The organism is Pseudomonas sp. BB438, from assembly GCF_057180225.1.
In genome coordinates, this window is record NZ_CM170001.1 from 3,959,968 (window position 1) to 3,984,245 (window position 24,278).

The following is a 24,278-nucleotide window of genomic DNA, read 5'->3' on the forward strand; positions in this document are numbered from 1 at the left end:
ATTGGCAGCCCCGCCAGCAAGGCGCATGCTCGCCCCACGGCTAGCGCCGGGAGAGGACCGGTATGCACAACGAAGTCGTCGACAAGCTGCCCGACATGGCGTGGACCGCCACCGTCGACGGCCGCCTGGAGAGCGTCAACCAGGCCTGGCGCACCTACGCCGGCCGGGACCTCGACCCGCACGCCGAGCATGCCTGGCAGGCGCTGGTGCACCCCGCTGACCTGTCGGCGCTGCAGCACGGCTGGAACGCTATCCGCCAGTCCGGCGCTGCCCATGACCTTCAGGCCCGCCTGCGCCGACATGACGGTGTGTACCGTCGCTTCCTGCTGCGCGCCCGCCCGGTGACCAACGCCCTCGGCGAGCTTGCCGGCTGGTGCGGGCAGAACATCGACATCGATGACCTGCTGTCCGCCCCGTCTTTGGCGGTCACCTGGGAAACCCAGGAGCTCATCGACAGCATTCCCGCACTGATCTCGCTGATGACACCCGACGGCGAGTTGGAGTGCGTCAACCGACACAACAGCGACTACCTGGGCGCCAGCTTCGACGAACTGCGCCGCTGGACCAGCTCCGACACCATCCACCCTGACGACCTGCCCCATGCGCTGGCCGCCTGGAAGCACTCGGTGGCCAGCGGCGAGCCATACAACGTCCAGCAGCGGGTGCGCGGCGCCGACGGCCTCTACCGCTGGTTCCATGTGCGCGCACTGCCCCATCGCGACAGCGAGGGGCGCATCCAGCGCTGGTTCGTGCTGAAGGTCGACATCGACGAGCAGAAGCGCGACCAGGCACTGATCGCCCAGGCGCAGACATCGCTGGCCAGTGCGCTGGAGGAAGTCAGTGCATCCGAAGACCGCCTGCGTACCCTGATCGACGCCGTGCCGGGCTTCGTCTGGCGCACCGGCCCGGATGGCAGCGTGGAGTTCCTCAACCAGCGCTGGTTCGACTACACCGGCATGACGCCCGAGGACGCCGCTGGCGTCGGCTGGATGACCGCCCTCCACCCCGAGGATGCGTCCGCGCTGGGCGTCTACTGGCAAGGCCTGCTGGAAGCGGGCAGCGCGGGCGAGTTCGAAGCGCGCCTGCGCCGCTTCGACGGCAGCTACCGCTGGTTCCTCATCCGTGCGGTGCCCCAGCTCGATGCTGCCGGCCGCGTCCTGAAATGGTACGGCGGCAACACCGATATCCATGTACGCAAGCGCGCCGAACTGCTGCTCGCCGGCGAGAAACGCCTGCTCGGCCTGATGGCCAGCGGCTGCGCCCTGCCGCAGGTGCTGGAAACCCTCTGCGAGCTGGTAGAAGCCAACCTCGACGGCAGCCGCTGCGCCATCACCCTGGTCGCGCCCCGCCATGGCCGCGTGCCGGAAACTACATTGCGCCTGCAGACCGGCGCCGCCCCTCATCTGCCGGCGCCGCTGGGCGGCGGGGCCGACGGCCAACCGGCGGACCCGCTCGGTAGCCCGCAAGCACAGGCCGCGCTGGAAAACGCGTCGCTACAGGTCGACGACCTGAACGAAGAAACCCGCTGGCCGATCTGGCGGCGACAGGTACAGGCGCACGGCCTGCGCGCCCTGACGGCGACGCCGGTGGTCTCCTCCGGCGGCGAGGTGAGCGGCATTCTCTCGGTGTATTTCACCCAGCCGGTGGCAATGGAGGAAAACCAGCGCGCACTGATCGCGCAGTTCACCCATCTGGCCAGCATCGCTATCGACCGCGCCCGCAGCGAAGCCGCCCTGCGCCAGAGCGAAGCCTTCCTGGCCAAGGCCCAGCGCATCAGCCTGACCGGTACCTTCTCCTGGCGCGTCGACAACGACGAAATCGCCTGGTCCGAGGAAATCTACCGGCTCCTCGACCTGCAGCCGGGGCTGGTGCCGAGCTTCGAACTGATCTTCTCGCGCATCCATCCGGATGATCGTGCCCTGGTGGAAGAGATCCTCAAGCGTCAGCGCCGCGACGGCCGTGACTTCGAGCACGAACACCGGCTGCTGCTCCCCGGCGGCGTCGTGCGCCACGTCCACCTGGTCGCCCAGGCCACCCGCGAAGCCGACGGCGCGCTGCTGTACATCGCCACGGCGCAGGACGTCACCCAGCGCCGCCTCGCCGAGGAAACCCTGAACAGGACCCGCGCCGAGCTGGCCCATGTCGCCCGCGTAGCCAGCCTGGGTGCGCTGACCGCGTCCATCGCCCACGAAGTCAACCAGCCGCTGTCGGGCATCATCACCAACGCCAGCACCTGCCTGCGCATGCTCGGCGCGCCAACGCCCAACCTGGAGGGCGCGCGGGAAACCGCGCGGCGCACCATCCGCGACGGCAACCGCGCGGCGGATGTCATCAAGCGCCTGCGTGCCCTGTTCGCCCGTCACGAGGCGGTGAGCGAGCAGGTCGACCTCAACGAGGCCACGCGGGAAGTGATCGCCATGCTGCACAACGAGTTGCAGCGCCACGGCGTGACCGTGCTACCCGCGCTGCACGATGAACTGCCCACGGTGAGCGGCGACCGCGTGCAGCTGCAACAGGTCATCCTCAACCTCATCCTCAACGCCATCGACGCCCTGGGCGACGTGCATGACCGCCCGCGGCAACTGCGCGTCAGCACCGGCCACGACCTGGACGCAAGCATCTTCCTGGCGGTGCGCGACAACGGCGCAGGCTTCGCGCCGGAGGACGCCGGCCGCCTGTTCGACGCCTTCTTCAGCACCAAGCGATCGGGCATGGGCATCGGCCTGTGGGTCAGCCGCTCGATCATCGAGCACCACGCTGGCCGGGTCTGGGCCACCACGCATGACGGACCGGGCTCCACCTTCATCTTCGCCCTGCCGCAGGCGTCGGCGCTGTCGCACGCCCAGGACACCCCAGACCAACCGACGGAGAATCGCTGATGGCCACGCCCCTGCTCGTGTCGGTGGTCGATGACGACGAATCGGTGCGCGAATCCCTGCCGGACCTGCTGCGCGAGTTCGGCTTCGAGGTCAGCGCATTCTCCTCGGCAGAAGACTTTCTTGCCTCGGACGCCCTGCAACGCACCCGCTGCCTGATCCTCGACGTGTCCATGCCGGGCATGAGCGGGCCGGAACTGCAGAAGGAACTGGCCCTGCGCGCCATCCCTGTGCCGATCATCTTCATCACCGCCTACAGCGACGCGACGACCTGCCCACGCCTGATCGCCCAGGGCGCGGTGGCCTGCCTGCTCAAGCCGTTCAGCGAAGCGGAATTGCTCAAGGCGCTCAGCGCCGCCCTGCCGGTCGGCTGACAGCCCGGTCGACGCCCCTCGGAGGACATGGCATGTTCAACCCCATCCCAGCCCAGCGAACGGAAGCCCTGCCGATGTCCAACGCGACACCCATCGTCTACGTGGTCGACGACGACATCTCGGTGCGTGAATCACTGGAACTGCTGGTCCGCTCCGCCGGCTGGCGACCCGTGCTGTTCGACGCCGCCAGCGCCTTCCTCGACGAGCCGCCGAGCCACGTACCCAGTTGCCTGGTGCTGGACATGAACCTGCCGGACCTCAACGGGCTTGACCTGCAGCGCAGCGTGGCCGGCGACCGCCCGGCGATGCCGATCATCTTCATCACCGGTTATGGCGACGTGCCGCTTACCGTGCGCGCGATGAAGGCCGGCGCGGCGGAGTTCCTCACCAAGCCGTTCGACAGCGACACGCTGCTGCAGGCCATCACCGACGCCCTGGAACACAGCCGCGCCGCGCTCGGCCAGCAATCCCGGCTCGACGCCCTGCGCCAGGCCTACGCCCTGCTCACCAGCCGCGAACGGGAAGTACTGGCAATGGTGGTGGCCGGGCGCCTGAACAAGCAGGTTGCGGCCGACCTGGGGATCAGCGAGATCACCGTGAAGGCGCACCGTGGCCGAGTCATGCGCAAGATGCAGGCACGCACGCTGCCGGACCTGGTGAACATGGCGGCACTACTCGGCATCACACCGGCCGACGGGCGCTGAGCTCGCCTCAGGCGCTCTCGCCCAGGGCCCGCCGCAGCGCTTCCAGCTGACGCACATCCAGCGTGTCGAGGCCTTCGTCGAGCGCACAGGCGTCCAGCAGCGCCAGTGCCTCCACGCGATTCCCCTGCTCCACACGCAACCGCGCCAGGTCCAGGCTGGAACGCAACACCCAGGCGCGGGCTCCCTGCTCGCGCGCCATCGCCAGCGAATCCTGCAGCACACGCTCCACCGCCTGATCAGCGTCCTGGTCCACCGCGCCGATGATCTGCGCCTCGATGCGCATCAACTCCGGCAGCGCATAGGCATCGCCGCTGCTGCGGCAGTGCGCGATGCAGCGCCGCGCCACACCCAGCGCACGGCGGTGTTCGCCAGCGAGGATCAAGCCTTCTGCCAGGGCAATTTCGAAGGAAGTGGTCAGCAGCTCGTAGCGCATGCCATGCAGTCGCGTGAGGCTCTCTTCCAGCTGGCGCACCGCATCGCCTGGTTGTTCGCGGCGAATGGCGATGGCTGCGCGCAACCCCGGAGTCGCGGCCTGGTAAGGCGCGAAGGCGTTGGCCTCGGCGATGTGACTGAAGGTCGCCAGGCTGCGCTCGGCCTTGTCCAGCTCACCGGTCCAGAGATGGATGCACAGCGTCCACACCAGGGCGATGCAATGGGTGGCCGGATGATTGAGTTCCGCCGCCTCGGCTTCCACCTGGTCCGCCCAGCGCCGTGACTGATCGGCGCAACCCAGCAGCCAGAGCGTGCGAGCCAGCGCCAGGCCGGTACGGTTGTGGTGGTCGAAGCCATAGTGCAGCGTGCGGCTGCGCTCCGAGGGCAGGCTGTTGCGCAGGGACTTCTCCAGTTCCTCACGTGCGCGCTCCTGATCGCCCAGCAGGTGGTGCGAGATGCCGGCGAGCGAGGCGGCTACCGCCACGGCTTCCGGCTCGCCCAGGGTATCGCCGACCAGCACGGCGCGTTCCGCCCAGGCCAGCGATGAGGCGAAGTCGCCGATGCGTTCGTAGAAGATCTGCAGGCGCCCCAGCACCCGCAGCTCGGCCCAGTGGTCGCCGAGCGCCACCGCGATTTCCAGCGCCCGCAGCAGTGCCTTGCCGGCGGCCTCGCTGTTGCCGCGGGTGAACATCAGCACCAGGCCGAGGGCCGCCTGCAGTTCCATTTCGGTGGGCGTGCCGAAGTAGCCCAGCTCCAGCAGCTCGATGGCGCGCGCGCACCAGGTGCGGCACTCCACTTGCAGCGAATAGTGCAGGAACAGTGGCACGCTGGCTGCCGCCAACGGCAGCGCCAGGCCGGGATCGCCCTGCGGGCCGAAGCTCCACTCCAGCGCGCTGCGAACGTTGCCCAGCTGGCTGGCCAGGCGCGTGCAACCCTCGTAGATCACCTCGGGCACGCTACCCAGCTGCTCCAGCAGCCACAGGAAATACGCGGCATGCCGGAAGGCCAGGGCGTGCGCCTCCTCATGGCCGTGGGAAGCCGCCTTTTCGCGGGCGAAGGCGCGGGTCATCTCCAGCAGGCGATAGGCTGTCGCGGCGTCGCGGCGATCCACCGCCACCAACCCCTTGGATGTCAGCTCATCGAGAATGGAGGCTGCTTCCAGCGCGTCGATCCGCGCATCGGCGACGACCTGCGCGGCCGCCTCCTGAGAAAAGGGCCCGACGAAGACCGACAGGCGATCGAACACCAGGCGCTCACTCCCCGACAGCAGGCCATAGCTCCAGTCGAGCATGGCGCGCAGCGTCTGGTGACGCGGCTGCGCCGTGCGCCGGCCGGACCAGCCCAGGGAAAACCGCTCGCCCAGTAGCGCATGGGTGGCTTTCACGCCATGGATCGCCACGCGTACGGCCGCCAGTTCGATGGGCAAGGCCATCCCGCCCAGGCGCCGGCACATGTCGGCGATCAGCCCTGGGTCGCCGTCCTGCAGTTGCAGGGAGGCGTTGGCAGCCCTGGCGCGCTCGACGAACAACCGCACGGCGGGGAACTCCAGCAGCGTCTCGACCGGCAGGCCGGCCGGCTCTTCGGGGAAGTCCAGCGGGCCCAGCCAGTGCGCCTCCTCGTCCCGCGCGCGCAGCGGTTCACGGCTGGTGGCAAGCAGCCCGACGCCGGGAGCCGCCTCACGGATACGCTCGGCCAGCGCGGACATCACATCCACCACGTGCTCGCAGTTGTCGACGATCAGCAGCAGGTCCTGTCCCCTGAGGTGCGCCAGCAGCACCGCCAGCGGGTCCTCGGCCTGCACCGGTACGCCCACCGAAGCGGCCAGGGCAGAAGCCACCAGCTGCGCGTCCTCCACCTGGGCAAGGTCGATGAAGCGCACGACCTGCCGGCGTTCGGCAGCCAGGCGGTGGCCGACCTCATTGGCCAGGCTGGTCTTGCCGACGCCGCCGGTGCCAACGATGGTGAACAGCCTTGGCTCGCGCAGGCGCTGCAGGATCAATTGCACATCGGCCTCGCGACCGATCAGTTTCACCCGTGGCGGCAAGGTGCCAACGCCTTCCCCCATGGTCACCATCGGCAGCGCAGGCGGTGCATCGCTGCCCCGGTTCACCGGCGCGACGAAGGCATAGCCGACGCCGACCTGGGTGGCGATATAGCGCGCGCCGTCTTCGCCGTCGCCCAAGGCGCGGCGCAGGCCGGTCATGTGGAAGCGCAGGCTGCCCTCTTCCACCACCATGTCGGGCCACACGCGCTTGAGCAGCTCGCGCTTGGAGAGCACGCGACCGGGCTTTTCCAGCAGGGCGAGGAGCAGGTCGAACGCGCGTCCGCCGATATCCATCGGCTGCGAATCACGGGTAAGCAGGCGCTTGCCGGGCACGACCCGGAACGGGCCGAATTCGATCGGCGCTTTCAGCGAGGGGGACATCTCGTCCGCTGCGGACTCCACAGGGCGTCTCTTCGAAAAGGGAAGTGGGCGCGAGGCTGGCCCGCAAGTCCTTGCAGGATAGGAGTTTCGAGCGCTGGATCAAGCCTTGAGCGCGGCCTTTTATGCGGGATGTCACGCTAACAGGCCGTCGGCGACGGCTCAGCGCAGGGTCAGGGTGACGTCGACGTTGTTGCGCAGCGCCTTGGAGTACGGACAGCTCTGGTGCGCGGCATTCACCAGCCGTTGCGCCAGCTCGGGGTCCAGGCCCGGCAGCTGGATCGCCAGGCGCGCGCGCAGGAAGAAGCCATTCTCGCCATGCATCAGCTCCACCTCCGCGTCCACCGTCGTGTCTGCCGGGAGTTCCTGCTTGCGCGCATTGGCGGCATGACGCAGCGCGCCGATGAAGCAGGCTGACCAGCCGGCGGCGAACAACTGCTCGGGATTGCTGCCTTGCCCCGGCGCCCCCGGCGGGGTCAACCGGACCTGCAACCGACCATCATCACTGCGTGCTTCACCATCACGACCGCCACGGGTATGGACTCGGGCGGTATAGAGAACCTTCTCGATCGACTGCATCGGTACTTCCTGAAAACGTGGACTCAGTGGGCGGCGGCGGTACGCCTGCGCCGAGGTGTTCTGGTCGGCTCGCAACCTGCGGGCAGTCCGACTGGCGCCGCGAGCCGGTGGGCGCTCAGCGCATGCCGGGCCAGTTCCAGCAGCCACGCGCGAAAGGGTGTCGCCGGATCGTAGCTGGCGCGCTGTCGGTCCACCTGCCGAAGGGTGGCGCGCAACAGGTCGCCCATGTCTCCCTGATCGATGCGGCCGGCCTGTGCCTGGCCCTCGAAGAAGGCGATGAGCAGCGGCAGCACCGCCATGTACAACTGCCGCGATACCGTCTCCCCGGGCTCGCCGGACCCGTGGATCAACGCGCCGAACTCTGCATTGCTGCGCCGCCCCGCCAGATTCATGCAGCCATCATGCTTGGTCATGGAGGCCTCCCTGATTAGCCAATGACACCCGATTGCCAGCGTGACAAGGCCGGCGCAATCAGGCGAGTTATCTGCTGTTAGCTCTTGTTAGCCGCACGTCTGGAGCGTTCCGCAGAAAGCAGAAACCCGAGCGAGGCTCGGGTTTCCGGGGAGTAAGGCGGGGTCAGGCGCTGCTCAGAACGGCGACGTTTCCCCGCTGAACGCCTCGACCGCCTGCACCAGTCCCTGGGCGGCCAGCAGCACCAGTTCGCGACCTTTCTCCGGCGAGGCCAGGCCCGGATCGGAGCCCATGCGGCCATCCGGATGACGTGCGCGGAAGTCCGCCGCCTCGCGGATCGGGCCCCAGTTGGCGATCGGTGGCGAGTACTCGGCCGACTTGATGTACTGCGGGTAGGCCCACTGGGTGACGGCGATCTCCGACGGCGTCGCGTGGATGCCGTGGCCTTTCGGGAACTGCCGGTTGGCCAGTTCGCCGACACCTTCCAGGTCCCACCAGTTGCACAGCTTCAGGGCGAAGCCGGCCGGGCGCCGGGCGAAACTGGCCTGGGCGTAGAGCTCGGAGAAGGCCGCCTCGATGGAAGCGACGTTGCCGCCGTGACCATTGAGGAAGAGGATCTTCTCGAAGCCGTGGGCCGTCAGGGAACTCACCCAGTCGCAGATGGCAGCGATGAAGGTCGAGGGGCGCAGCGTGATGGTACCGGGGAAGCCCAGGTGATGCTGCGCCATGCCGATATTGAAGGTCGGCGCGATAAGGATATCCGCCGACTTCTGCGCTTCGTGGGCGATGATTTCCGGGCACATCCAGTCGGTCCCCAGCAGGCCGATGGGGCCATGCTGCTCGTTGGAGCCGATGGGAATGACGATGGTCCGGCTGCGGCCAAGGAACTGCTCGATTTCGGACCAGGTGCAAAGGGGTAGGAGCATGGAGACCTCACGGTTCGACGGGTTCGCCTGGTGGGATGAGCGTGCGGCGGCTGGGCCACGCACGTTCAGGCTGCGGGGCTCCCGGAACGCTGGCCGGCTTGCCCTTGCCGGGAATGACACCACGCCGGATGGGAGGCGGACAGTGCACCATGGTGTCTATCGGGAGGCTGGTGCGCCTGGTTGACGGCGGACGTTGTCCGCCGTTCGCGGGTACGGCCCGGGGGGCACGGCGTACGAGGCTGGTGTGGGAGCTGGCCATGCCTGCGACAGCCCAGCGCAGAGGCGTCAGGGGCTAACCCTTCGGCCGGATCGAATACAACCCCGCCAGCAGGATCAGCAGCGCGCCGGTGATCGTCCAGAGCGTCGGTGCCTCGCCAAAGACGACGAGACCGATCAGCGTGGCGAAGGCCAGCAGCGAATAGTTGAACGGCTGCAGTGTCGAGGCCTGGGCGTACTTCAGCGCCTGGATCAGCAGCAACTGGGCGATCACCCCGGAGACGGCGACGATCGACATCAGCATCGCCTCGTGTGGCGTTGGCGTGACCCAGGCGGGCAGCCCGGCGGCGGTGGCCGCCACGGCGCCGACCACGGCCATGTACAGCGTGGTGGTGGCGAAGGAGTCGGTCTGGCTGATGCGCCGCGAGAGGATGTTGAAGAAGGCGAAGGTCAGCGCCGCCGCCAGCGGGATCAGCGCAGCGGGCTCGAACACGCCCATGCCGGGACGCAGGATCAGCAGCGTGCCGCCGAAGCCAACCGCCGCCGCCAGCCATTGCCGACCGACCATCCGCTCGCCGAGGAACAGCCGCGCCAGGCCCAGCGTCATCAGCGGGAAGACCGCGTAGAGCGCGTGGGTCTCGGCCAGCCCGAGGTAGCGCAGGGCCAGGCCGAAGAGGGCGATCTCGCCCACGCCCAGCAAGGCGCGGACCACCTGCTGCCAGGGACTGGCACTGCGGCTGGCCGCGCGAACGCCGCCCTGGGAGCGGCAGACGATGAGCGCGAACAGCACGAATACCCAGTAGCGCACCATCACCAACTCGGCCACCGGCAGGTGGCGGACCAGCACCTTGGTGATGCCGTCCTGGCAGGCGAAGATGAGCATCGACAGCAGGCACAGGGCGATGCCCAGGCGGGGGTTGTTGGCAGCGGCCAGCGCGGTGGCCGTGGACTTGCTGGTCATGGAGGAAGGCTCGTCGGCGGTGGCGGCCTCGCTGCGGGCGCCTCCAGCGCTTGTGCCGGAGCAGGCCCGGCGCGGTCAAGCCACACGGCGCTGGCGAGCACGCCGATGTCGCCCGCAAGCCGCCGGCTCTTCTATCCGCCGCGGCTTCCCACTACAGTCTGGCGACCCGCTCAAGGCGACAACGGTGACCCATGGACCGCTTTCAGGAAATGACAGTGCTGCTGGCCGTGGCCGAAGCCGGCAGTTTTGCCGCGGGTGCGAAGCAGCTGGGCCTGTCGCCCCCCAGTGTGACCCGCGCGATCGCCGCGCTGGAGCAGCGCCTGGGCACCCTGCTGCTGGCCCGCAGCACCCGCAGCGTGCGGCTGACCGAGGCCGGCCAGCGCTATGTCGAGGACTGCCGACGCATCCTCCAGGAGCTGGAGGACGCCGAGGAGTTGGCCTCCGGCAGCGCCCTGCGCCCGCGCGGCAACCTCACGGTGACGGCCCCGGTGCTGTTCGGCGAGCTGTACCTGATTCCGCTGATCGCCAGTTACCTGGACGCCCACGCCGAGGTGACGGTCAACGCGCTGCTGGTGGATCGCGTGGTGCACATGCTCGACGAGGGCATCGACGTTGCGGTGCGCATCGGCCAGTTGCCCGAGGGCAGCCTGACCGCGCTGAAGGTCGGCGACATTCGGCCGGTGGTCTGCGCCGCCCCCGCCTTCCTCGACCGTCACGGCCGCCCGCAGCACCCGAACGACCTGCTCGACGCGCCAGTGGTGATGGCCGCCACCAGCGTGCTGCTCACCGACTGGCAGTTCATCACCCCGGATGGGCCGCTGACCCTGCGCCCGCCGTCGCGCTTCGCGGTCAGCTCGAACAACGCGGCGATCCACGCCGCACGCCTGGGTGGCGGTTTCACACGCGTGCTGTCGTACCAGGCGGCCGAGGCCGTGGCGCGCGGCGAGTTGGAGATCGTCCTCGACGAATTCTCCACGGCGCCACTGCCGATCCACCTGCTCTACCAGGACGGCGCACGGCTGCCGGCGAAGGTTCGCAGCTTCGTCATGCATTGCGCGGAACGCCTGCGCGCCGACCCGGCCCTGCACGCCGCGAAGCCGTGAGCCGCTATCGCGAGATGCAGGCGTTCGACGCCGTGGCGTGCTCCGGCAGCCTCGCCGCCGGCGCCCGACAGCTGGCGCTGTCCACAGCGACGGTGATGCGCCTGGTCGCCGCGCTGGAATCGCGCCTGCAGTGCCAGCTGCTGGAACGCGGCCCACGCGGCATCTCCTTGAGCGCCAGCGGCGAAGCCTTCGCCGCCAGCTGCCGGCAGATTCTCCAGGGCATCGACGAGGCGGAAGGCTCGCTCGACGGCCTGCAGGCGCATCCGGCCGGGCAACTGGACATCACGCTGCCGCTGCTGATGGCCGACCGCATCTTCGCGCCCATCGCCCTGGACTACCTGGCGGCCTTCCCCGACGTGCGCCTGCGCAGCCGCCACCGGGAGGACCTGCCGCGCCTGCTGGAAGACGGCATCGATGTCGCCCTGGTGATAGGCGCCCTGCCCGACTCCACCGGCTTCGCCCTGCCGGTGGGCACAGTGCGGCCGGTGATCTGCGCATCGCCCGGCTACCTCGCACGCCATGGCGTGCCGCAAGCGCCGGAGGACCTCAAGGCGCATGGCATCATTGTCTCCGGCAGCCAGGGCGCGGTCAGCGAATGGCGTTTCCGCCACCAGGACGCGCCGCGCTCGGTGCGCCTGCTACCGCGTCTGGTGTGCAGCACCACCAACGCGGCGATCCGCGCCGCCAGCCTGGGGCTCGGGCTGACCCGCTGCATGAGCCACGAGGCGCATGCCGAGCTGAGCAGCGGCCGCCTGCAGATGGTGTTGCAGGACTACGCAGCGCCAGGGCTGCCGGTGCAACTGATCTACCGCGAAGGTCGCCGCGCGGCGGCGCGGGTGCGGACTTTCCTCGATTTCGTGGTGCCGCGCTTGCGGGCGCACCCGGCGCTGCGCGGGTAAGTCCGAGCCTCGATCGGACGGCGACGGTGCTGGGCTGTCGCAGGCGTGGCCAGCTCCTACAGGCCAACCCCCTGCACTCCCTGCAGGAGCGGGCCACGCCCGCGATCCGCCGACAGGGTCGGCGCCTTCACCGCTCGCAATCGTCACCAGCTTGGAACCACGACTCCGATTCTTCCGCATTCTGAAACGCTGGATTGCCCGCGCTGGTGATTCTGCGCGTCAACCATCGGGCGCAGCATTCACCCATCAGCTCGAGCAACCGCCACGGCACGACTCGCGCTGCATGCCCCCTCACGCCAACGGAGTCACCCACATGTCACGCACCATCAAACTCTTCCGCCACCCGCTGTCCGGCCACGCCCACCGCGTCGAGCTGATGCTCTCCCTGCTGCAACTGCCCACCGAACTGATCTCGGTAGACCTTGCCAAGGGCGCGCACAAGCACCCGGACTTCCTCGCCCTGAACCCCTTCGGCCAGGTGCCGGTGATCGACGACGAAGGCGTCATCGTCGCCGACTCCAACGCCATTCTGGTCTACCTGGCGAAGAAGTACGGCAACGGCCGCTGGCTGCCGGAAGACCCGGTGGGCGCCGCCCGCGTGCAGCGCTGGCTATCGGTGGCTGCCGGGCAGGTCGCCTTCGGCCCCGCTGCCGCCCGGCTGGTTACGGTGTTCGGCGCCGCCTTCAACCCCGAGGAAGTGATCACCCGCGCCCACACCCTGTTCCAGGTGATGGAGCGCGAGCTGGCCAGGACGCCCTTCCTGGCCGGCACCGAGGCGACCATCGCCGATGTGTCCAACTACTCCTACATCTCCCACGCGCCGGAGGGCAACGTTTCCCTGCAGGACTACCCCAATCTGCGCGCCTGGCTGGCCCGCGTGGAGGCCCTGCCCCACTTCGTGCCGATGCAGCGCACCGCCATCGGCCTGCAAGCCTGATGCAACCCTGGCTGCCGGGTTGACCCGGCAGCCCCTTCGTCGCGAGGTGCCCGCCATGTTCCAGTTGCCCAAACACCGTACCTCCCCCTGGCACGCCGGCGAGAAGGTGATCCAGGAGCGCGTCGGCGTCGCCGAGCGCATGGAAGTCCATGGCCAGAAAGTCATCCGCGACTACATGCCCGACCAGCACCGCGCGTTCTACCAGCAACTGCCCTTCATCATCGCCGGTGCGGTGGATGATCAGGGCCGGCCCTGGGCGACCCTGCTCGAAGGCGCGGAAGGCTTCGTCACCTCGCCCGATCCGAAAAGCCTGCTGCTCGACAGCGTGCCCGACAGCCAGGACCCTGCCGCCAGCGGCCTGCAAGCCGGTCATGCCATCGGCCTGCTGGGCATCGAGTTGCATACCCGCCGACGCAATCGCATGAACGGCCTCCTCCGCGAGGTCGACGGCGGCCTGCTGACCGTGGCCGTCGAGCACGCCTTCGGCAACTGCCCGCAGTACATCCAGAAGCGCGACTGGAGCCGCGACGAGCAGCGCTACAGCCAGCGCGCCCCGCGCGAGGACTTCAGCGCGCTGAACGAGGAAGTGGCGACGATCATCCGCCATGCCGACACCTTCTTCGTCGCCAGCTACGTGCAGCACGAGGACGGCGACCGCTCGGTGGACGTCTCCCATCGCGGCGGCCGCCCCGGCTTCGTCCGGGTCGACGGCAACCGCCTGACCATCCCCGATTACGCCGGCAACCTGCACTTCAACACCCTCGGCAACCTGCAGGCCAATCCGCAGGCCGGACTGCTCTTCGTCGACTTCGTGAGCGGCGACGTGCTGCAGCTCCACGGCCGTACCGAAATCCTCTTCGACAGTCCGTTGCTGACGGCCTTCGAAGGCGCCGAACGCCTGTGGACCCTGGACGTGCAGCATGCCGTGCTGCGCCGCCGCGCCCTGGCGATCCGCTGGAGCTTCCGCGAGTACTCGCCGACCAGCCTGATGACCGGCACCTGGGCCGAGGCCGACGCCAAGCTGCAGGAGCGCGAGCAGCGCCTGCAGTGGCAGGACTGGCAGGTGCTGTGCGTGGAGCCGGAAAGCGAGGACATTCGCTCGTTCTACTTGAAGCCGCCGGCCGGCGCCGCCGTGAACTTCGCTCCGGGGCAGCACCTGCCCGTGCGCCTGTCCGTGGACGAACAGGTGCTGATCCGCACCTACAGCCTCTCCAGCGCACCGTCCGACGGCGAGCTGCGCATCAGCGTGAAAGCCCAGGGACCGGCTTCCCGCCACCTGCATGAGCAGGTCCGCAAGGGCGATCACCTGCAGGTCCGCACGCCCATGGGCAGCTTCACCCTGAAGAGCGACAGCGGGCGGCCGGTGGTACTGATCGGCGCGGGCGTGGGCATCACCCCGCTGCTGTCGATGCTGCGTGAACTGGCGGCGGGCCCGACGCGGCGCGTGTATCTGTTCCAGTCCGCGCGGACGCTGGGCCAGCTGCCGTTCCAGCGCGAGATCGCCGAGCTGCGCCAGCGCGCGCCGCAACTGCAGATTCACCGTGCACTCAGCCGCCCGGAACCGGATGCTCTGCCCGGCCGCGACTTCGAACAGATCGGGCGCCTGGATATCGAGACGATCAAGACACGGCTGCCGCTGGACGATTACGAATTCTACGTCTGTGGCCCCGGCGAATTCACCCAGGCGATCTACGACGGCCTGCGTGGCCTGAATATCGCCGATACGCGCATCCACGCCGAGACCTTCGGCCCCTCGACACTCAAGCGCCAGGGCGACGGCCAGGCACCGGCGCTGGTGCAGCCGCCCGCCGCCACCGAACCGGTGCCGGTGTACTTCGCCGGCTCGGCCAAGGAGGCACGCTGGAAGCCCGAGAGCGGCACCCTGCTGGACCTGGCCGAGGCCCGAGGCCTGGCGCCTGACTTCAGCTGCCGCGGCGGCTCCTGCGGGACCTGCAGAACCAAGATCGTCAGCGGCCAGGTGCACTACCCCAACCCGCCGGCGGAACTGCCCGATGCCGGCAGCGTACTGATCTGCTGCGCCATCCCGGCGCAGGACGATGGCGGCGTGCAACCGCTGGTGCTGGAGCTCTAGGGAGGCGAATCGATCATGAACGCACCGACTGCATTCGAAAGCGGGAGCGAACGCTTCCCGCGGTGGGACGAGGCATTCGTCGAACCAGCCGAACCGGGTTTCTGCGGGCCGAACGAGGCGGAAGTCGGCTTCCTCCTGCCACAGTTGATCTCGACGCCGGGCTGCCCGTCGCGCTCGCGCGCCGTGGAACTCGGTGCGGCGCTGGTGCGCTGGCTCAAGCGCGGCTTGTCGAGGCATGGCGGAGCACAAACGTAGGATGGGTATCGCAGGCCCCACCCATCCTACGTTCACAATTCCCGCCGACGCCGTCACGCGCGCGAAAGCGCCTTGCTCACTCGTCTTCCCGCGCCGGAATCCACCACTCCTCGCCGCGCACCGTGCGGATGTACTCCGGCCAGCGGAAACGGTGCGGCACCTTGAAGTCCCTGGGCAGCAACGGCGCCTGCCAGTGTTCCCCGCCGATGCCGCCACCGGTGCGCTCGTTGAATTCACGGGTTGCCTCGGCCAGCAGGTCGGCATCGGTGAACAGCTCGATCAGCGTGCAGCCGATGGTCTTGGCCGCCACGTCGATCATCGGGTCGATGGTCTCGCGGATGCCGCCCAGGGCGTTCGACACCCAGTCCGGGTAGGTGAAGCCGGCGGGCGCGCTGAGCATCGGCCGGGCCACGTAGAGGCGCACGGTCGGGCAGTGCCAGGTGTATTCAGGGTAGTCGTCGGAGGTCAGGTACTTCTGCCAGGCCGGCATCTGCAGACGCAGCTGCCGCTCGCACTCCTGCGGTTCGATCAGCGCCTGGGTGGCCGGCAGGAAGGGCTCGTCCATGGGCGCAAGGCCCAGGTTCGCCTGGATTTCCCGCGCCACGGCGATGGCCTGCTCTCCCCAGCTCGGCGCACCGATGGCGGCGAGGTTGTCGTAGCAGGCCTGGGCCAGCGCGTGGTTGGCCAGCCCACCACGGGACTTGCAGACCCAGGTCTTCTTCCACTGGCAGCCAGTGGCCATGGCCGCGGCAGCGGCGTTGTTGTCCATCACCGTGGAGATGGTCTCGGCCTGCTCGATGGAGTCGCAGCGCAGCAGGTACTGGATCTGCGAGATGTGCGGCGGCAGGTTGTCGGCAGTGGCCTGGCCGGCGGTGAGGATGGCTTCGTTGAAGCTCCACAGCCCGGTGAACGGCAGGGTCGAGCGACGCAGGCTTTCGTTCAGCGTGTAGAAGTGCACCAGCGCATCGTTCGCGCCAGGAGCACGAGCCGCCAGGTGGTTCTGCGGTATCGGACTGTAGCGGTCGGCGGCGATCCAGTTCTGCGGGTCTTCGCAGGTAAAGGTGTAGATGTACGAGTAGGCGATGCCGCAGTGGGTGTCCCAGGTGGTGGTGTTGTTCAGCGGCAGCATGTAGGTGGGATGGAAGCTGACGGCGGCGTCGAGGTCGTCGTAGTAGCCCTTGGCGGCGTGCACCGGTTTGGAGGCGCGCAGCTTTTCCGCCGGCTCGCCGAAGCATTTGAGGGTGCCCTGGATGCCGAATTCCAGCATCGCCGCCTTGGCCGCCAGCAGGCCGCCCAGGGCGCTGATGCCCAGGGCCGAATGCGGGTCGGTATGGCCCGGTGCGTACTTCGACAGGCCTTCGCGCGGCATCGGCCGGGTCGCCGCTGCCTGGCAGTTGCCGGGCACGGCATCGTATTCGGCATAGGTGGCGAGGGTCGGCCCGTCGCCATTGGTGAAGGTCGCGACGAAGGCAGTGGGCATGCCGCCGCTGCCCTCCTCCACGGTGAAGCCTTCCTGGCGCAGCAGCTCCACGTACCAGGCGCAGGACTTGTACTCGCGGAACGCCGGCTCGGCGAAATGCCAGATCACCTGGTGCCAGTCGGACAGCTGCTGGCGGTGCTCGTCGATCCACTGCTGGACGTAGGCCTTGAATTTCGACATGGCGGCTTCCTCATCGTTGCCTGTTGTTATGTCGTGTGGCCTAGTATTGGTGAAGCGGAATTTGCAACAAGCGCAGGATTTCGCCACCCCATGTCTGGATAGTTTCACCAATTGAGCAACGAGCGCCCCATGCACTTTCCCTCGATGACCGCCCTGCGGGCGCTGGACGCCGTGGCCCGGCTGGGCAGCGTGTCTGCCGCCGCAACGGAGCTGAACCTCACCCGCAGCGCGGTCAGTCACCGTATCGCCACGCTGGAGGAACGCCTGGGCTTCGCCCTGACCGAGCGCACCGGGCGCGGCATCCGCCTGACCTATCGGGGAGAGCGCTATGCCCGCGACGTGCGGCGCATCCTCGCGGAGGTACAACTGGCCGGCGCCAGCTTCGACGAGCAGCAGGTCAGCGGGCCGCTGTGCGTGAGCTGCAACCCCGGCTTCGCCACCTACTGGCTGTGCCAGCACCTGGGTGACTTCCTGGCGCAGTACCCGCAGGTGCAATTGCACGTGGTGACGCCGCGCGTGCCGCAGGACACCAGCGCCAGCGACGCCGACCTGTTCATCGCCTACGGCAACGGCGACTGGCCGAACCAGAGGGTGGAGCAACTGGTGGCGCTGCACTTCTTCCCGGTCTGCAGCCCGCGCCTGATCCACTCGCGCGGCGGTCTGCAACAGCCGGCGGACCTGGCTCACTACACGCTGCTGCACATGAACGACTTCGCCGACTGGCGCCTGTGGCTCGGCGCGGTGGGCGCCAGCGTCATCGATCACCGCTCCGGCGTGCTGTTCGCCGATGCGCCCTGCACCATCGCCGCCTGCATTGCCGCCCAGGGCGTGGCCATCGGCGACAACCTGCTCAGCGGCGACGCCCTCGCCCGTGGTCTGCTGGTGCGCCCGTTCGACATCACCATTCAGTCCAGCCGCGGCTACTTCCTGGTGACCGATCCGGTGAAGGCCGAACGTGCGGTGGTGAAGGCCTTCAGCGAGTGGCTGAAGGCCCGTGTCGCTGCCACCACGCAGAGCGCCAGTGACCTCAGCCGCCCCCCGCTGGAGATTTCACCGGAGGCGGAGCTGACACGCTGAACGTCAGGCGATGCGGCGCAGCCCTTTGCGCGCCTTGGCGGAGCGGGTGTAGCGGAACAGGTCCTTGGGATCGTTGTCCTCCTCCTCGCTCCACGGCACCAGGTCGATGCGCTCGCCGAGCCCCAGGCGGCTGGCCTGTTCGTTCACGTAACGCAACGCGGAGTAGTCCTCGAGGGCGAAGCCGACCGAGTCGAAGATGGTCACCTGCTCGGCGCTGTCGCGCCCGGCCAGTTGGCCGGCCAGCACGCGCCACAGGTCGGTCACCGGGAAGTCCGCCGGCATCTGCTGGATCTCACCCTCGACGCGCGACTGCGGCTCGTACTCGACGAACACCTTGCCGGCGCGCAGGACGTCGGCGTGCAGTTCGGTCTTGCCCGGGCAGTCGCCGCCCACGCCGTTGATGTGCATGCCCGGTTCGATCATCTCCGGGGTGAGGATGGTCGCGTAGGCCTTGTCGGCGGTCACCGTGGTGACGATGTCGGCGCCGCGCACCGCGTCGGCGGTGGAGCCGGCGCGGATGATCTTCAGGTTGGGGACGTCGGACAGGTTACGGATCAGTTTTTCCGTGGCCTGCGGGTCGATGTCGTAGACAGCGATTTCCTCGATGCCCAGGTGGTGATGGAAGGCCAGGGCCTGGAACTCGCTCTGCGCGCCGTTGCCGATCAGCGCCATGCGTCGCGAATCCGGGCGTGCCAGTGCACGGGCGGCCATCAGTGAGGTGGCGCAGGTGCGCAGCGCGGTGGCGACGGTCAGCTCCGAGAGCAGCACCGGATACCCCGTCTCGACGTCGGCCAGCACGCCGAAGGCCATGACGGTGAACAGGCCGCGCTGGGTGTTCTGCGGGTGGCCGTTGACGTACTTGAAGGCGTAGCGCGCGGTATCGGAAACCGGCATGAGCTCGATCACGCCGATCTCGGAGTGGTTGGCGACGCGGGCGGATTTGTCGAAGGACTCCCAGCGCACGAAATCCTGGGCGATGGTGTCGGCAAGTTCGCCGATGAAGCGGGCGACACCGATCTGCTGGACCAGTTGGGACATCGTGGGGACGTCGACGAAGCGAGTCATGATGGGACCTCCGATTGTTGTGATTGGACTGTTCTGTCGGTGTATACGAACGGCACCGCCCCGCTCCACCATGCCTCGAACAGCGGGCACAACAACGTCGCAGAGGCCCTGGATCAGGTCTGCAGTTCAGGAGAGGGGCAACACGATTCTCCCATCGCCCCCGGAGAAAACCCGGCTGTAATGAAGGGCTTCGCCGGCCGATCCGGCTGTATTGGAGGGTCACGACAGCCGATTCGGCTGTGCTCAAGACGGCCGCTGGCGGGGGAATATCATGGGTGAAAAAAGCAGGCGAAAAGCGAGTCCGCCGCGCTAGCTGGCGGACTCCTTGATGGTCGTCAGCTCGGGGTGGGCGACCAGCTTGTCGATGTGCAGGCTCTCATCGTTCAGCCAGGTTTCGGTCAGCGCGCGGTAGTGCTCCATGTCCCGGCAGCGCATGCGCACGCTGTAGTCGAAGGTGCCGCTGATCAGTTGGCAGTGCAGCACTTCCGGGCAGGCAACGACCCGCGCCTCGAAGGCCCTCTGCGCGGTGCGGCCACTCTGGTTGGACAGCGCGACCAGTACCAGCAGCGACAGTCCCGAGGCGATCTTCTGCTCGTCGATGACAGCGCCGTAGCCACGGATGATGCCGAGCCGCTCCAGCTTGCGGACGCGCTCCTGGCAGGGACGCGGGGTGAGATGGACCAGGGCGGACAGCTTGCCGTAGGTGATGCGGCCCTGGTGACGGAGGATGCGGATGATCTCCTCGTCGATGCGGTCCAGGGTGAAGGGCGTGGTGCTGTCCTGATCTTTCCTGCTCATGATGCTTCGCGCTGGTTCGTGACGGTTCTTGAGTCGTGCCGGCGTCCCGGCCCCGGCGAAAAAGCCGGTGAAAGCACTGGCTCCCACCGGCCCGGATCTTTATGGGGCAAGCCCTGCCGTCTGTCAAAGCGCGCCGTGCCCTCTGCGACAGCACGGCGCACCCGGTCAGATTTCCCGTGCCAGCTCGCTGCCGTTGCCGCGACGACTGAGCACCGCGAGGTACACCAGGCCGATGGCGATCCAGCCCGCGCCCAGTTCCTGCGCCTCTCGGCTCATGCTGAACAGCACGTAGGCGATGATCACCAGGCCGACCAGCGGGAACAGCAGGTGGCGCAGCACCCGGCCGCTCTTCTGGCGGATGAAGTAGTGGTTGATCACCGCGATGTGCAGCAGGCAGAAGCCGGTCAGCGCGCCGAAGTTGACCAGCGAGGTGAGCACGTCCGGGGAGTCGAGGAAGTAGATGCCGATGCCCAGCGACAGCACGCCCACCAGGTACAGGCTGATGTGCGGGGTCTGGTACGTCGGGTGCACCTTGGCCAGCACGCGCGGCAGCTTGCCGTCGCGTGCCATGGAGTACAGCAGGCGCGAGACGGCGGCTTGCGAGGTGATCGACACGGTCACGCCCCACGCCAGCGCGGTGGACACCGCAGTCAGCGTCGACAGCCAGCTGCCGCCGGCCGCTTCGGCGATCTCGTAGAAGGCGGTGTCGGCCGATTTGAAGGTCATGCCGGCAGCCAGGTCAGTGGCCAGCCAGGTCTGCACGATGAAAATGGCGCCCATGACGAACAACGCGATCAGCGAGGCGCGGCCGATCTGCTTGGCCGGGTCGCCCTTGACCTCTTCGGCGAGGGTGGAGATCGCGTCGAACCCGAGGAACGACAGCACCGCGATGGACACCGCCTTCATCACCAGGCCGAGGTTGAAATGCTCGGGCTGCAGCAGCGGTTCGAGCGTCAGGCGACCGTTGCCCAGGCCGCCCTCCAGGGCGTGGTAACCCACCGCCAGGAAGATCGCCAGCACCACCAGTTCGGCGATCAGGAACAGCAGGTTGAAGCGCGCCGCCAGGGTGATGCCACGCAGGTTGATGAGCGTGGCGGACACCAGGAAGATCAGCATGAAGACCAGCTTGGGGATCGCCGGAAACAGGTGGTTCAGCGCCAGCGCGCTGAACACGTAGAGCAGCGGCGGGATCAGCAGGTAGTCCAGCAGCAGGACCCAGCCGGCGATGAAGCCGACATTGGGGTGGATGCCGCGTTGGGCGTAGGAGTACACCGAGCCTGCGATGGGAAACGCGCGGGACATCGCGCCATAGCTCAGCGCCGTGAACAGCATCGCCACCATGCCCACCAGGTAGGCCATGGGCACCATGCCGTGGGCGTCGGCATGCACCCAGCCGTACACGCCGAAGGGAGCGATCGGGATCATGAAGATCATCCCGTAGATCACCAGGTCGCCGAGCGTCAGGCTGCGGCGGAGTTGTTGCTTGTATCCGAACTGTTCGATAGCCACGGGGCACTTCCTCTGGGAACGGCAGCTTTTAGGGTTCGGCGCTCATGCGCTGAATTGTTGTTGTTTTCAGAACCTGCCCGGCCGCTCCAGCACATCGGGTCGGGCTTGGGTCCTCAGAGCCTGCTTACGACCTCGCGAGCTAGAGCCGTAGTAGGCGAAAAGCGCCCGGAGAGCGGAGTTTACGAGCCGTAAATGAGCATCTGAGGGCGCTTTTCAACGCCCTACGGCCGACGCGCAGCAGGTCGTAAACAGGCTCTCAGAGCCAGGGAGCCAGGCGTTCCGCCCAGGCTTCCACCCCTTGCGGGGTCCGCAGTCCGTCATTGCGGATTTCGATCAGCACGGCGTCCACGCCGCGCTCGTCGCCATGCACCGGGACGGTCATGTCCTCCAGCGGGTCGATCACATAGGGTTGGTTGGCACCGATCGCTTCCCCGCCCTGGCGCAGCCCGGCGACCATGCGCTGGGCATAGGCTTCGGCCTTGGCATAGAGCACCCCGGCAACCCACGGGCGAGGCTCGCCGCGATAGCGCGGGGTGAAGCTGTGTACGCCGACCAGCCGGGTCGGCCGGGCGGCGGCCAGGCGCTCGTCGAGCAGCGCGGTCAGTTGCTGGTGGAAGGGCTCGAACAGGCTCGCCACCCTCTCCTGCCGGGCCGCCGCGCTCAGGTTGCGGTTACCGGGGATCGGATAGATCTCGCTGTGCTCGGGAATCGCATCCGGCGCCGACAGCGGACGGTTGAGGTCGATCAGCAGGCGCGAGTAGTTGGCCACCAGCAGCGTGGCGTCCAGGCGCAGCGACAACGCGCGGGCCAGGTCCAGCGCGCCGATGTCCCAGGCGATGTGCTCGGCGGCGGCCGCGTCGTCCAGGCCCAGCTGGGCCAGTTCCTCGGGGATGTAGCGGCTGGCGTGCTCGCAGACCAGCAGCACCGGGCTCTTGCCGCCCGGATTGACGATCTCGAACGGCGGGCGCCGGTACAGGCCGGCCTCAGTAGAAGGTGGCATAGGACTCACAGAGTTGCTCCTCGCTGAGTTCGCGGGTCAGGGCCAGCTCCTGGCGCTTCATGGCGGCGTAGGTCTGCAGCAGTTCCGGCGGCAGTTGGGCGCACAGTTCGGTGTCGGCCAGCAACAGGCGCTGGGCCTCCTCCAGCGAGCCCGGGAGCGGCTGGATGCCCAGCTCGTCGCGCTGGGCGTCGCTCAGGCTGTGCGGGTCGACGTCAGTGACGGCGGACAGCGGCAGCGCCTGCTGCATGCCCAGGCGCCCGGCGATCAGCACGGCGGCCATGGCCAGGTGCGGGCTGGCGGTGGCGTCCATCGGGCGGAACTCCAGGTTGAACTGGCGGGCCTTGGGCTTGCCGCCGATCTCAACCACCGGGCAGATGCGCAGCGCGGCTTCCCGGTTGCGCAAGCCCAGGCAGGCGTAGGCGGCGCTCCAGTGATGCGGTTTCAGCCGCAGGTAGGACACCGCCGTCGGCGCGGTGAGCGCACACAGCGCCGGCAGGTGGCGCAGCACGCCAGCGGCCCAGTGCTCGGCAAGCCTGGACAGGTTGCCCGGCGCGGCCTCGTCATAGAACACCGGGGTGCCGTCCAGGCGTTGCAGGCTCAGGTGCAGGTGCACGCCGTTGGTCACGGCGCCGGGCGCCAGCAGCGGCGTGAAGCTGCTGCGCCAGCCGAACTGGCGGGCAATCTCGCGGGTGGCTTCGCGGACGTTCACCGCGCGGTCGGCGGCGGCGACGCCCTGGGTCGGCCGGCAGGTGACTTCGTACTGGTTGCGGCCGTACTCGGGCAGGAACATTTCCGGCTCGGCGCCGATCTGCTCCAGCGCACTCATCAGCCAGCCGCCGAAGTTGCCGGTCTGCCGCTGGGCTTGCAGGGAGAAGGCGGCGGCGTGTTCGTCCGGCAGGCCGAGCAGATTGAATTCGTGTTCGAAGGCGGCGGTGACCTGCAGGTCCAGCTCGCGGTAACGGGCGATCTCCTCGCGCAGCAGCGTGCGCGGGCACACCGGCCAGGGCGCACCAGTGGTCGTCACCAGGTCGCCGTGCAAGTAATCCAGCGGCGCGGCCTGGGCGTCCGGGCCGTTTTCAAGACGCACCCGGCTGCTCGGGTCGGGCAGCAGGCGCAGGTCGCCATGGCTGCCCCAGGGGTTGTCGTCGGCAATGATGTCCTGGGGCGTCAGTGCGCTGTTGGCGGGCACCCAGCCGCAACCGGTGGCGAGTTGATCGGCGACTTCGGATTCGGGAAGCGAGCGGCCGCGGGTGATGCCGCAGAGGTCGGTGGTGACGAAGCTGGTCAGGCGCATCGGAGCGGGATTGTTGTTGTTCTGACTCATGACGTTCTCCCGGCCTCAGGCCAGCGCGGCGATGCGGGCCAGCACGCTGTCGGTGTCGGCAATCCAGCAGTAGCCCTTGATCGCTTCCAGGCAGGCCTGGTGGCGTTCGGCGGTGTGGGTGGCACAGGCGTCTTCGACCAGGGTGACGAGGTAGCCGCGGTCGGCGGCGTCGCGCACGGCCATGTCCACGCACTGGTCCGTGACTACGCCGCAGATGATCAGGTGGCGGGTATCGAGGTTGCGCAGCACGTAGTCGATGGCGGTGGAGTTGAAGACACCCGAGGACGTCTTCGGCAGCACGATTTCGTTCTCGCGCGGCGCCAGGGCGTCGATCACCTGCGCGTCCGGGCTGCCCTTGGGCAGGTGCATATCGGACAGCTTGTGGTCCAGCGAGCGGTCGCGGCCATCGGCGGTGAGGCTCTCGATGATGGTGTGCAGCACTTCCCCGCCGACCTCGCGCATGGCCGCCAGCAGGCGCTGCTGGTTGGGAATCACGCTCGCCTCGACGCGGTCGTAGAAGTAGCGGTGCGTCGTCGGATCGACGTGGGCATCGCGGCCGGGAATGACCCAGGCGTTCTGCATGTCGACGAACAGGATGGCCGTCTGGCCGCGGGTGAACGGAAGATCACGGGGCGATTGGTGGGGCAAGCTGAACACG

The 24,278-nt window shown here is 68.1% G+C and carries 21 protein-coding genes; 9 read left to right on the forward strand and 12 right to left on the reverse strand.

The features are described from left to right. The first annotated feature begins 62 nt into the window (after window positions 1-62). From AC1ZV1_RS18090 to AC1ZV1_RS18100, 3 genes are read left to right on the forward strand one after another with little or no spacing between them, the layout of a single operon-like run. Window positions 63-2,879 (forward strand): PAS domain-containing protein, encoded by a 2,817-nt coding sequence (locus AC1ZV1_RS18090; RefSeq protein WP_484292933.1) that lies wholly within the window; start codon window positions 63-65, stop codon window positions 2,877-2,879. Further along, entirely contained in the window at window positions 2,879-3,250 is a 372-nt protein-coding gene (locus tag AC1ZV1_RS18095; protein ID WP_484292934.1) for a response regulator transcription factor, read from the forward strand. The genes AC1ZV1_RS18090 and AC1ZV1_RS18095 overlap by 1 nt, the downstream gene beginning before the upstream one ends. Before the next feature lie 32 nt (window positions 3,251-3,282). Continuing rightward, complete coding sequence (locus AC1ZV1_RS18100) at window positions 3,283-3,954, forward strand: response regulator transcription factor (protein WP_484292935.1); 672 nt, start codon at window positions 3,283-3,285, stop codon at window positions 3,952-3,954. Window positions 3,955-3,961: 7 nt separating this feature from the next. Here the strand turns inward: AC1ZV1_RS18100 and AC1ZV1_RS18105 are convergent, their stop codons facing one another. From AC1ZV1_RS18105 to AC1ZV1_RS18125, 5 genes are all read right to left on the reverse strand, one after another. After that, window positions 3,962-6,832, reverse strand: a complete 2,871-nt coding sequence (locus tag AC1ZV1_RS18105) for an ATP-binding protein (RefSeq protein ID WP_484292936.1) — start codon at window positions 6,830-6,832, stop codon at window positions 3,962-3,964. Window positions 6,833-6,970: 138 nt separating this feature from the next. Beyond that, entirely contained in the window at window positions 6,971-7,387 is a 417-nt protein-coding gene (locus AC1ZV1_RS18110; RefSeq protein ID WP_484292937.1) for an organic hydroperoxide resistance protein, read from the reverse strand. Window positions 7,388-7,410: 23 nt separating this feature from the next. Then, window positions 7,411-7,800: a sigma-70 RNA polymerase sigma factor region 4 domain-containing protein gene (locus AC1ZV1_RS18115; RefSeq protein ID WP_484292938.1), complete on the reverse strand. Its 390-nt coding sequence runs from the start codon at window positions 7,798-7,800 to the stop codon at window positions 7,411-7,413. Window positions 7,801-7,974: 174 nt separating this feature from the next. Then, on the reverse strand, window positions 7,975-8,724 hold the full coding sequence (locus AC1ZV1_RS18120; RefSeq protein WP_484292939.1) for a creatininase family protein: 750 nt from the start codon (window positions 8,722-8,724) through the stop codon (window positions 7,975-7,977). A 292-nt stretch (window positions 8,725-9,016) separates the two neighbouring features. Next, entirely contained in the window at window positions 9,017-9,901 is an 885-nt protein-coding gene (locus AC1ZV1_RS18125; protein WP_484292940.1) for a DMT family transporter, read from the reverse strand. 191 nt (window positions 9,902-10,092) lie between these two features. Between AC1ZV1_RS18125 and AC1ZV1_RS18130 the strand changes: the two genes are divergently transcribed. The 5 genes from AC1ZV1_RS18130 (at window position 10,093) to AC1ZV1_RS18150 (ending at window position 15,187) form a co-directional block, all read left to right on the forward strand. After that, window positions 10,093-11,004, forward strand: a complete 912-nt coding sequence (locus AC1ZV1_RS18130; RefSeq protein ID WP_484292941.1) for a LysR family transcriptional regulator — start codon at window positions 10,093-10,095, stop codon at window positions 11,002-11,004. Then, window positions 11,001-11,903 carry a LysR family transcriptional regulator gene (locus AC1ZV1_RS18135; RefSeq protein ID WP_484292942.1) on the forward strand — a complete coding sequence of 301 codons (903 nt, stop codon included), beginning with the start codon at window positions 11,001-11,003 and terminating at the stop codon, window positions 11,901-11,903. The genes AC1ZV1_RS18130 and AC1ZV1_RS18135 overlap by 4 nt, the downstream gene beginning before the upstream one ends. A gap of 313 nt (window positions 11,904-12,216) precedes the next feature. Continuing rightward, window positions 12,217-12,840: a glutathione S-transferase family protein gene (locus AC1ZV1_RS18140; RefSeq protein ID WP_484292943.1), complete on the forward strand. Its 624-nt coding sequence runs from the start codon at window positions 12,217-12,219 to the stop codon at window positions 12,838-12,840. 55 nt (window positions 12,841-12,895) lie between these two features. Further along, window positions 12,896-14,932: a pyridoxamine 5'-phosphate oxidase family protein gene (locus tag AC1ZV1_RS18145; RefSeq protein ID WP_484292944.1), complete on the forward strand. Its 2,037-nt coding sequence runs from the start codon at window positions 12,896-12,898 to the stop codon at window positions 14,930-14,932. Window positions 14,933-14,947: 15 nt separating this feature from the next. Further along, the gene (locus tag AC1ZV1_RS18150; RefSeq protein ID WP_484292945.1) at window positions 14,948-15,187 is read left to right on the forward strand and encodes a hypothetical protein; all 240 of its coding nucleotides are present in this window, start codon (window positions 14,948-14,950) and stop codon (window positions 15,185-15,187) included. A gap of 76 nt (window positions 15,188-15,263) precedes the next feature. Here the strand turns inward: AC1ZV1_RS18150 and AC1ZV1_RS18155 are convergent, their stop codons facing one another. Continuing rightward, on the reverse strand, window positions 15,264-16,847 hold the full coding sequence (locus AC1ZV1_RS18155) for a zinc-binding metallopeptidase family protein (protein WP_484292946.1): 1,584 nt from the start codon (window positions 16,845-16,847) through the stop codon (window positions 15,264-15,266). A 129-nt stretch (window positions 16,848-16,976) separates the two neighbouring features. On the opposite strand from AC1ZV1_RS18155, the gene AC1ZV1_RS18160 reads away from it, so the two are divergent. After that, window positions 16,977-17,924 (forward strand): LysR substrate-binding domain-containing protein, encoded by a 948-nt coding sequence (locus tag AC1ZV1_RS18160; RefSeq protein ID WP_484292947.1) that lies wholly within the window; start codon window positions 16,977-16,979, stop codon window positions 17,922-17,924. A 3-nt stretch (window positions 17,925-17,927) separates the two neighbouring features. On the opposite strand, the gene AC1ZV1_RS18165 is transcribed toward AC1ZV1_RS18160, so the two are convergent. The 6 genes from AC1ZV1_RS18165 to AC1ZV1_RS18190 form a co-directional block, all read right to left on the reverse strand. After that, window positions 17,928-18,989, reverse strand: coding sequence for an ornithine cyclodeaminase (locus AC1ZV1_RS18165; protein ID WP_484292948.1), 1,062 nt, complete (start codon window positions 18,987-18,989; stop codon window positions 17,928-17,930). 309 nt (window positions 18,990-19,298) lie between these two features. After that, on the reverse strand, window positions 19,299-19,787 hold the full coding sequence (locus AC1ZV1_RS18170; protein WP_484292949.1) for an Lrp/AsnC family transcriptional regulator: 489 nt from the start codon (window positions 19,785-19,787) through the stop codon (window positions 19,299-19,301). A gap of 165 nt (window positions 19,788-19,952) precedes the next feature. After that, the gene (locus AC1ZV1_RS18175) at window positions 19,953-21,296 is read right to left on the reverse strand and encodes an APC family permease (protein ID WP_484292950.1); all 1,344 of its coding nucleotides are present in this window, start codon (window positions 21,294-21,296) and stop codon (window positions 19,953-19,955) included. 256 nt (window positions 21,297-21,552) lie between these two features. Further along, window positions 21,553-22,296 carry an N-formylglutamate amidohydrolase gene (locus AC1ZV1_RS18180; protein WP_484292951.1) on the reverse strand — a complete coding sequence of 248 codons (744 nt, stop codon included), beginning with the start codon at window positions 22,294-22,296 and terminating at the stop codon, window positions 21,553-21,555. After that, window positions 22,280-23,620 carry a type I glutamate--ammonia ligase gene (locus tag AC1ZV1_RS18185; RefSeq protein WP_484292952.1) on the reverse strand — a complete coding sequence of 447 codons (1,341 nt, stop codon included), beginning with the start codon at window positions 23,618-23,620 and terminating at the stop codon, window positions 22,280-22,282. Before AC1ZV1_RS18185 ends, AC1ZV1_RS18180 begins: the two co-directional genes overlap by 17 nt. A 15-nt stretch (window positions 23,621-23,635) precedes the next feature. Then, window positions 23,636-24,277, reverse strand: a complete 642-nt coding sequence (locus AC1ZV1_RS18190; RefSeq protein WP_484292953.1) for a cysteine hydrolase family protein — start codon at window positions 24,275-24,277, stop codon at window positions 23,636-23,638. Window position 24,278: the final 1 nt, after the last annotated feature.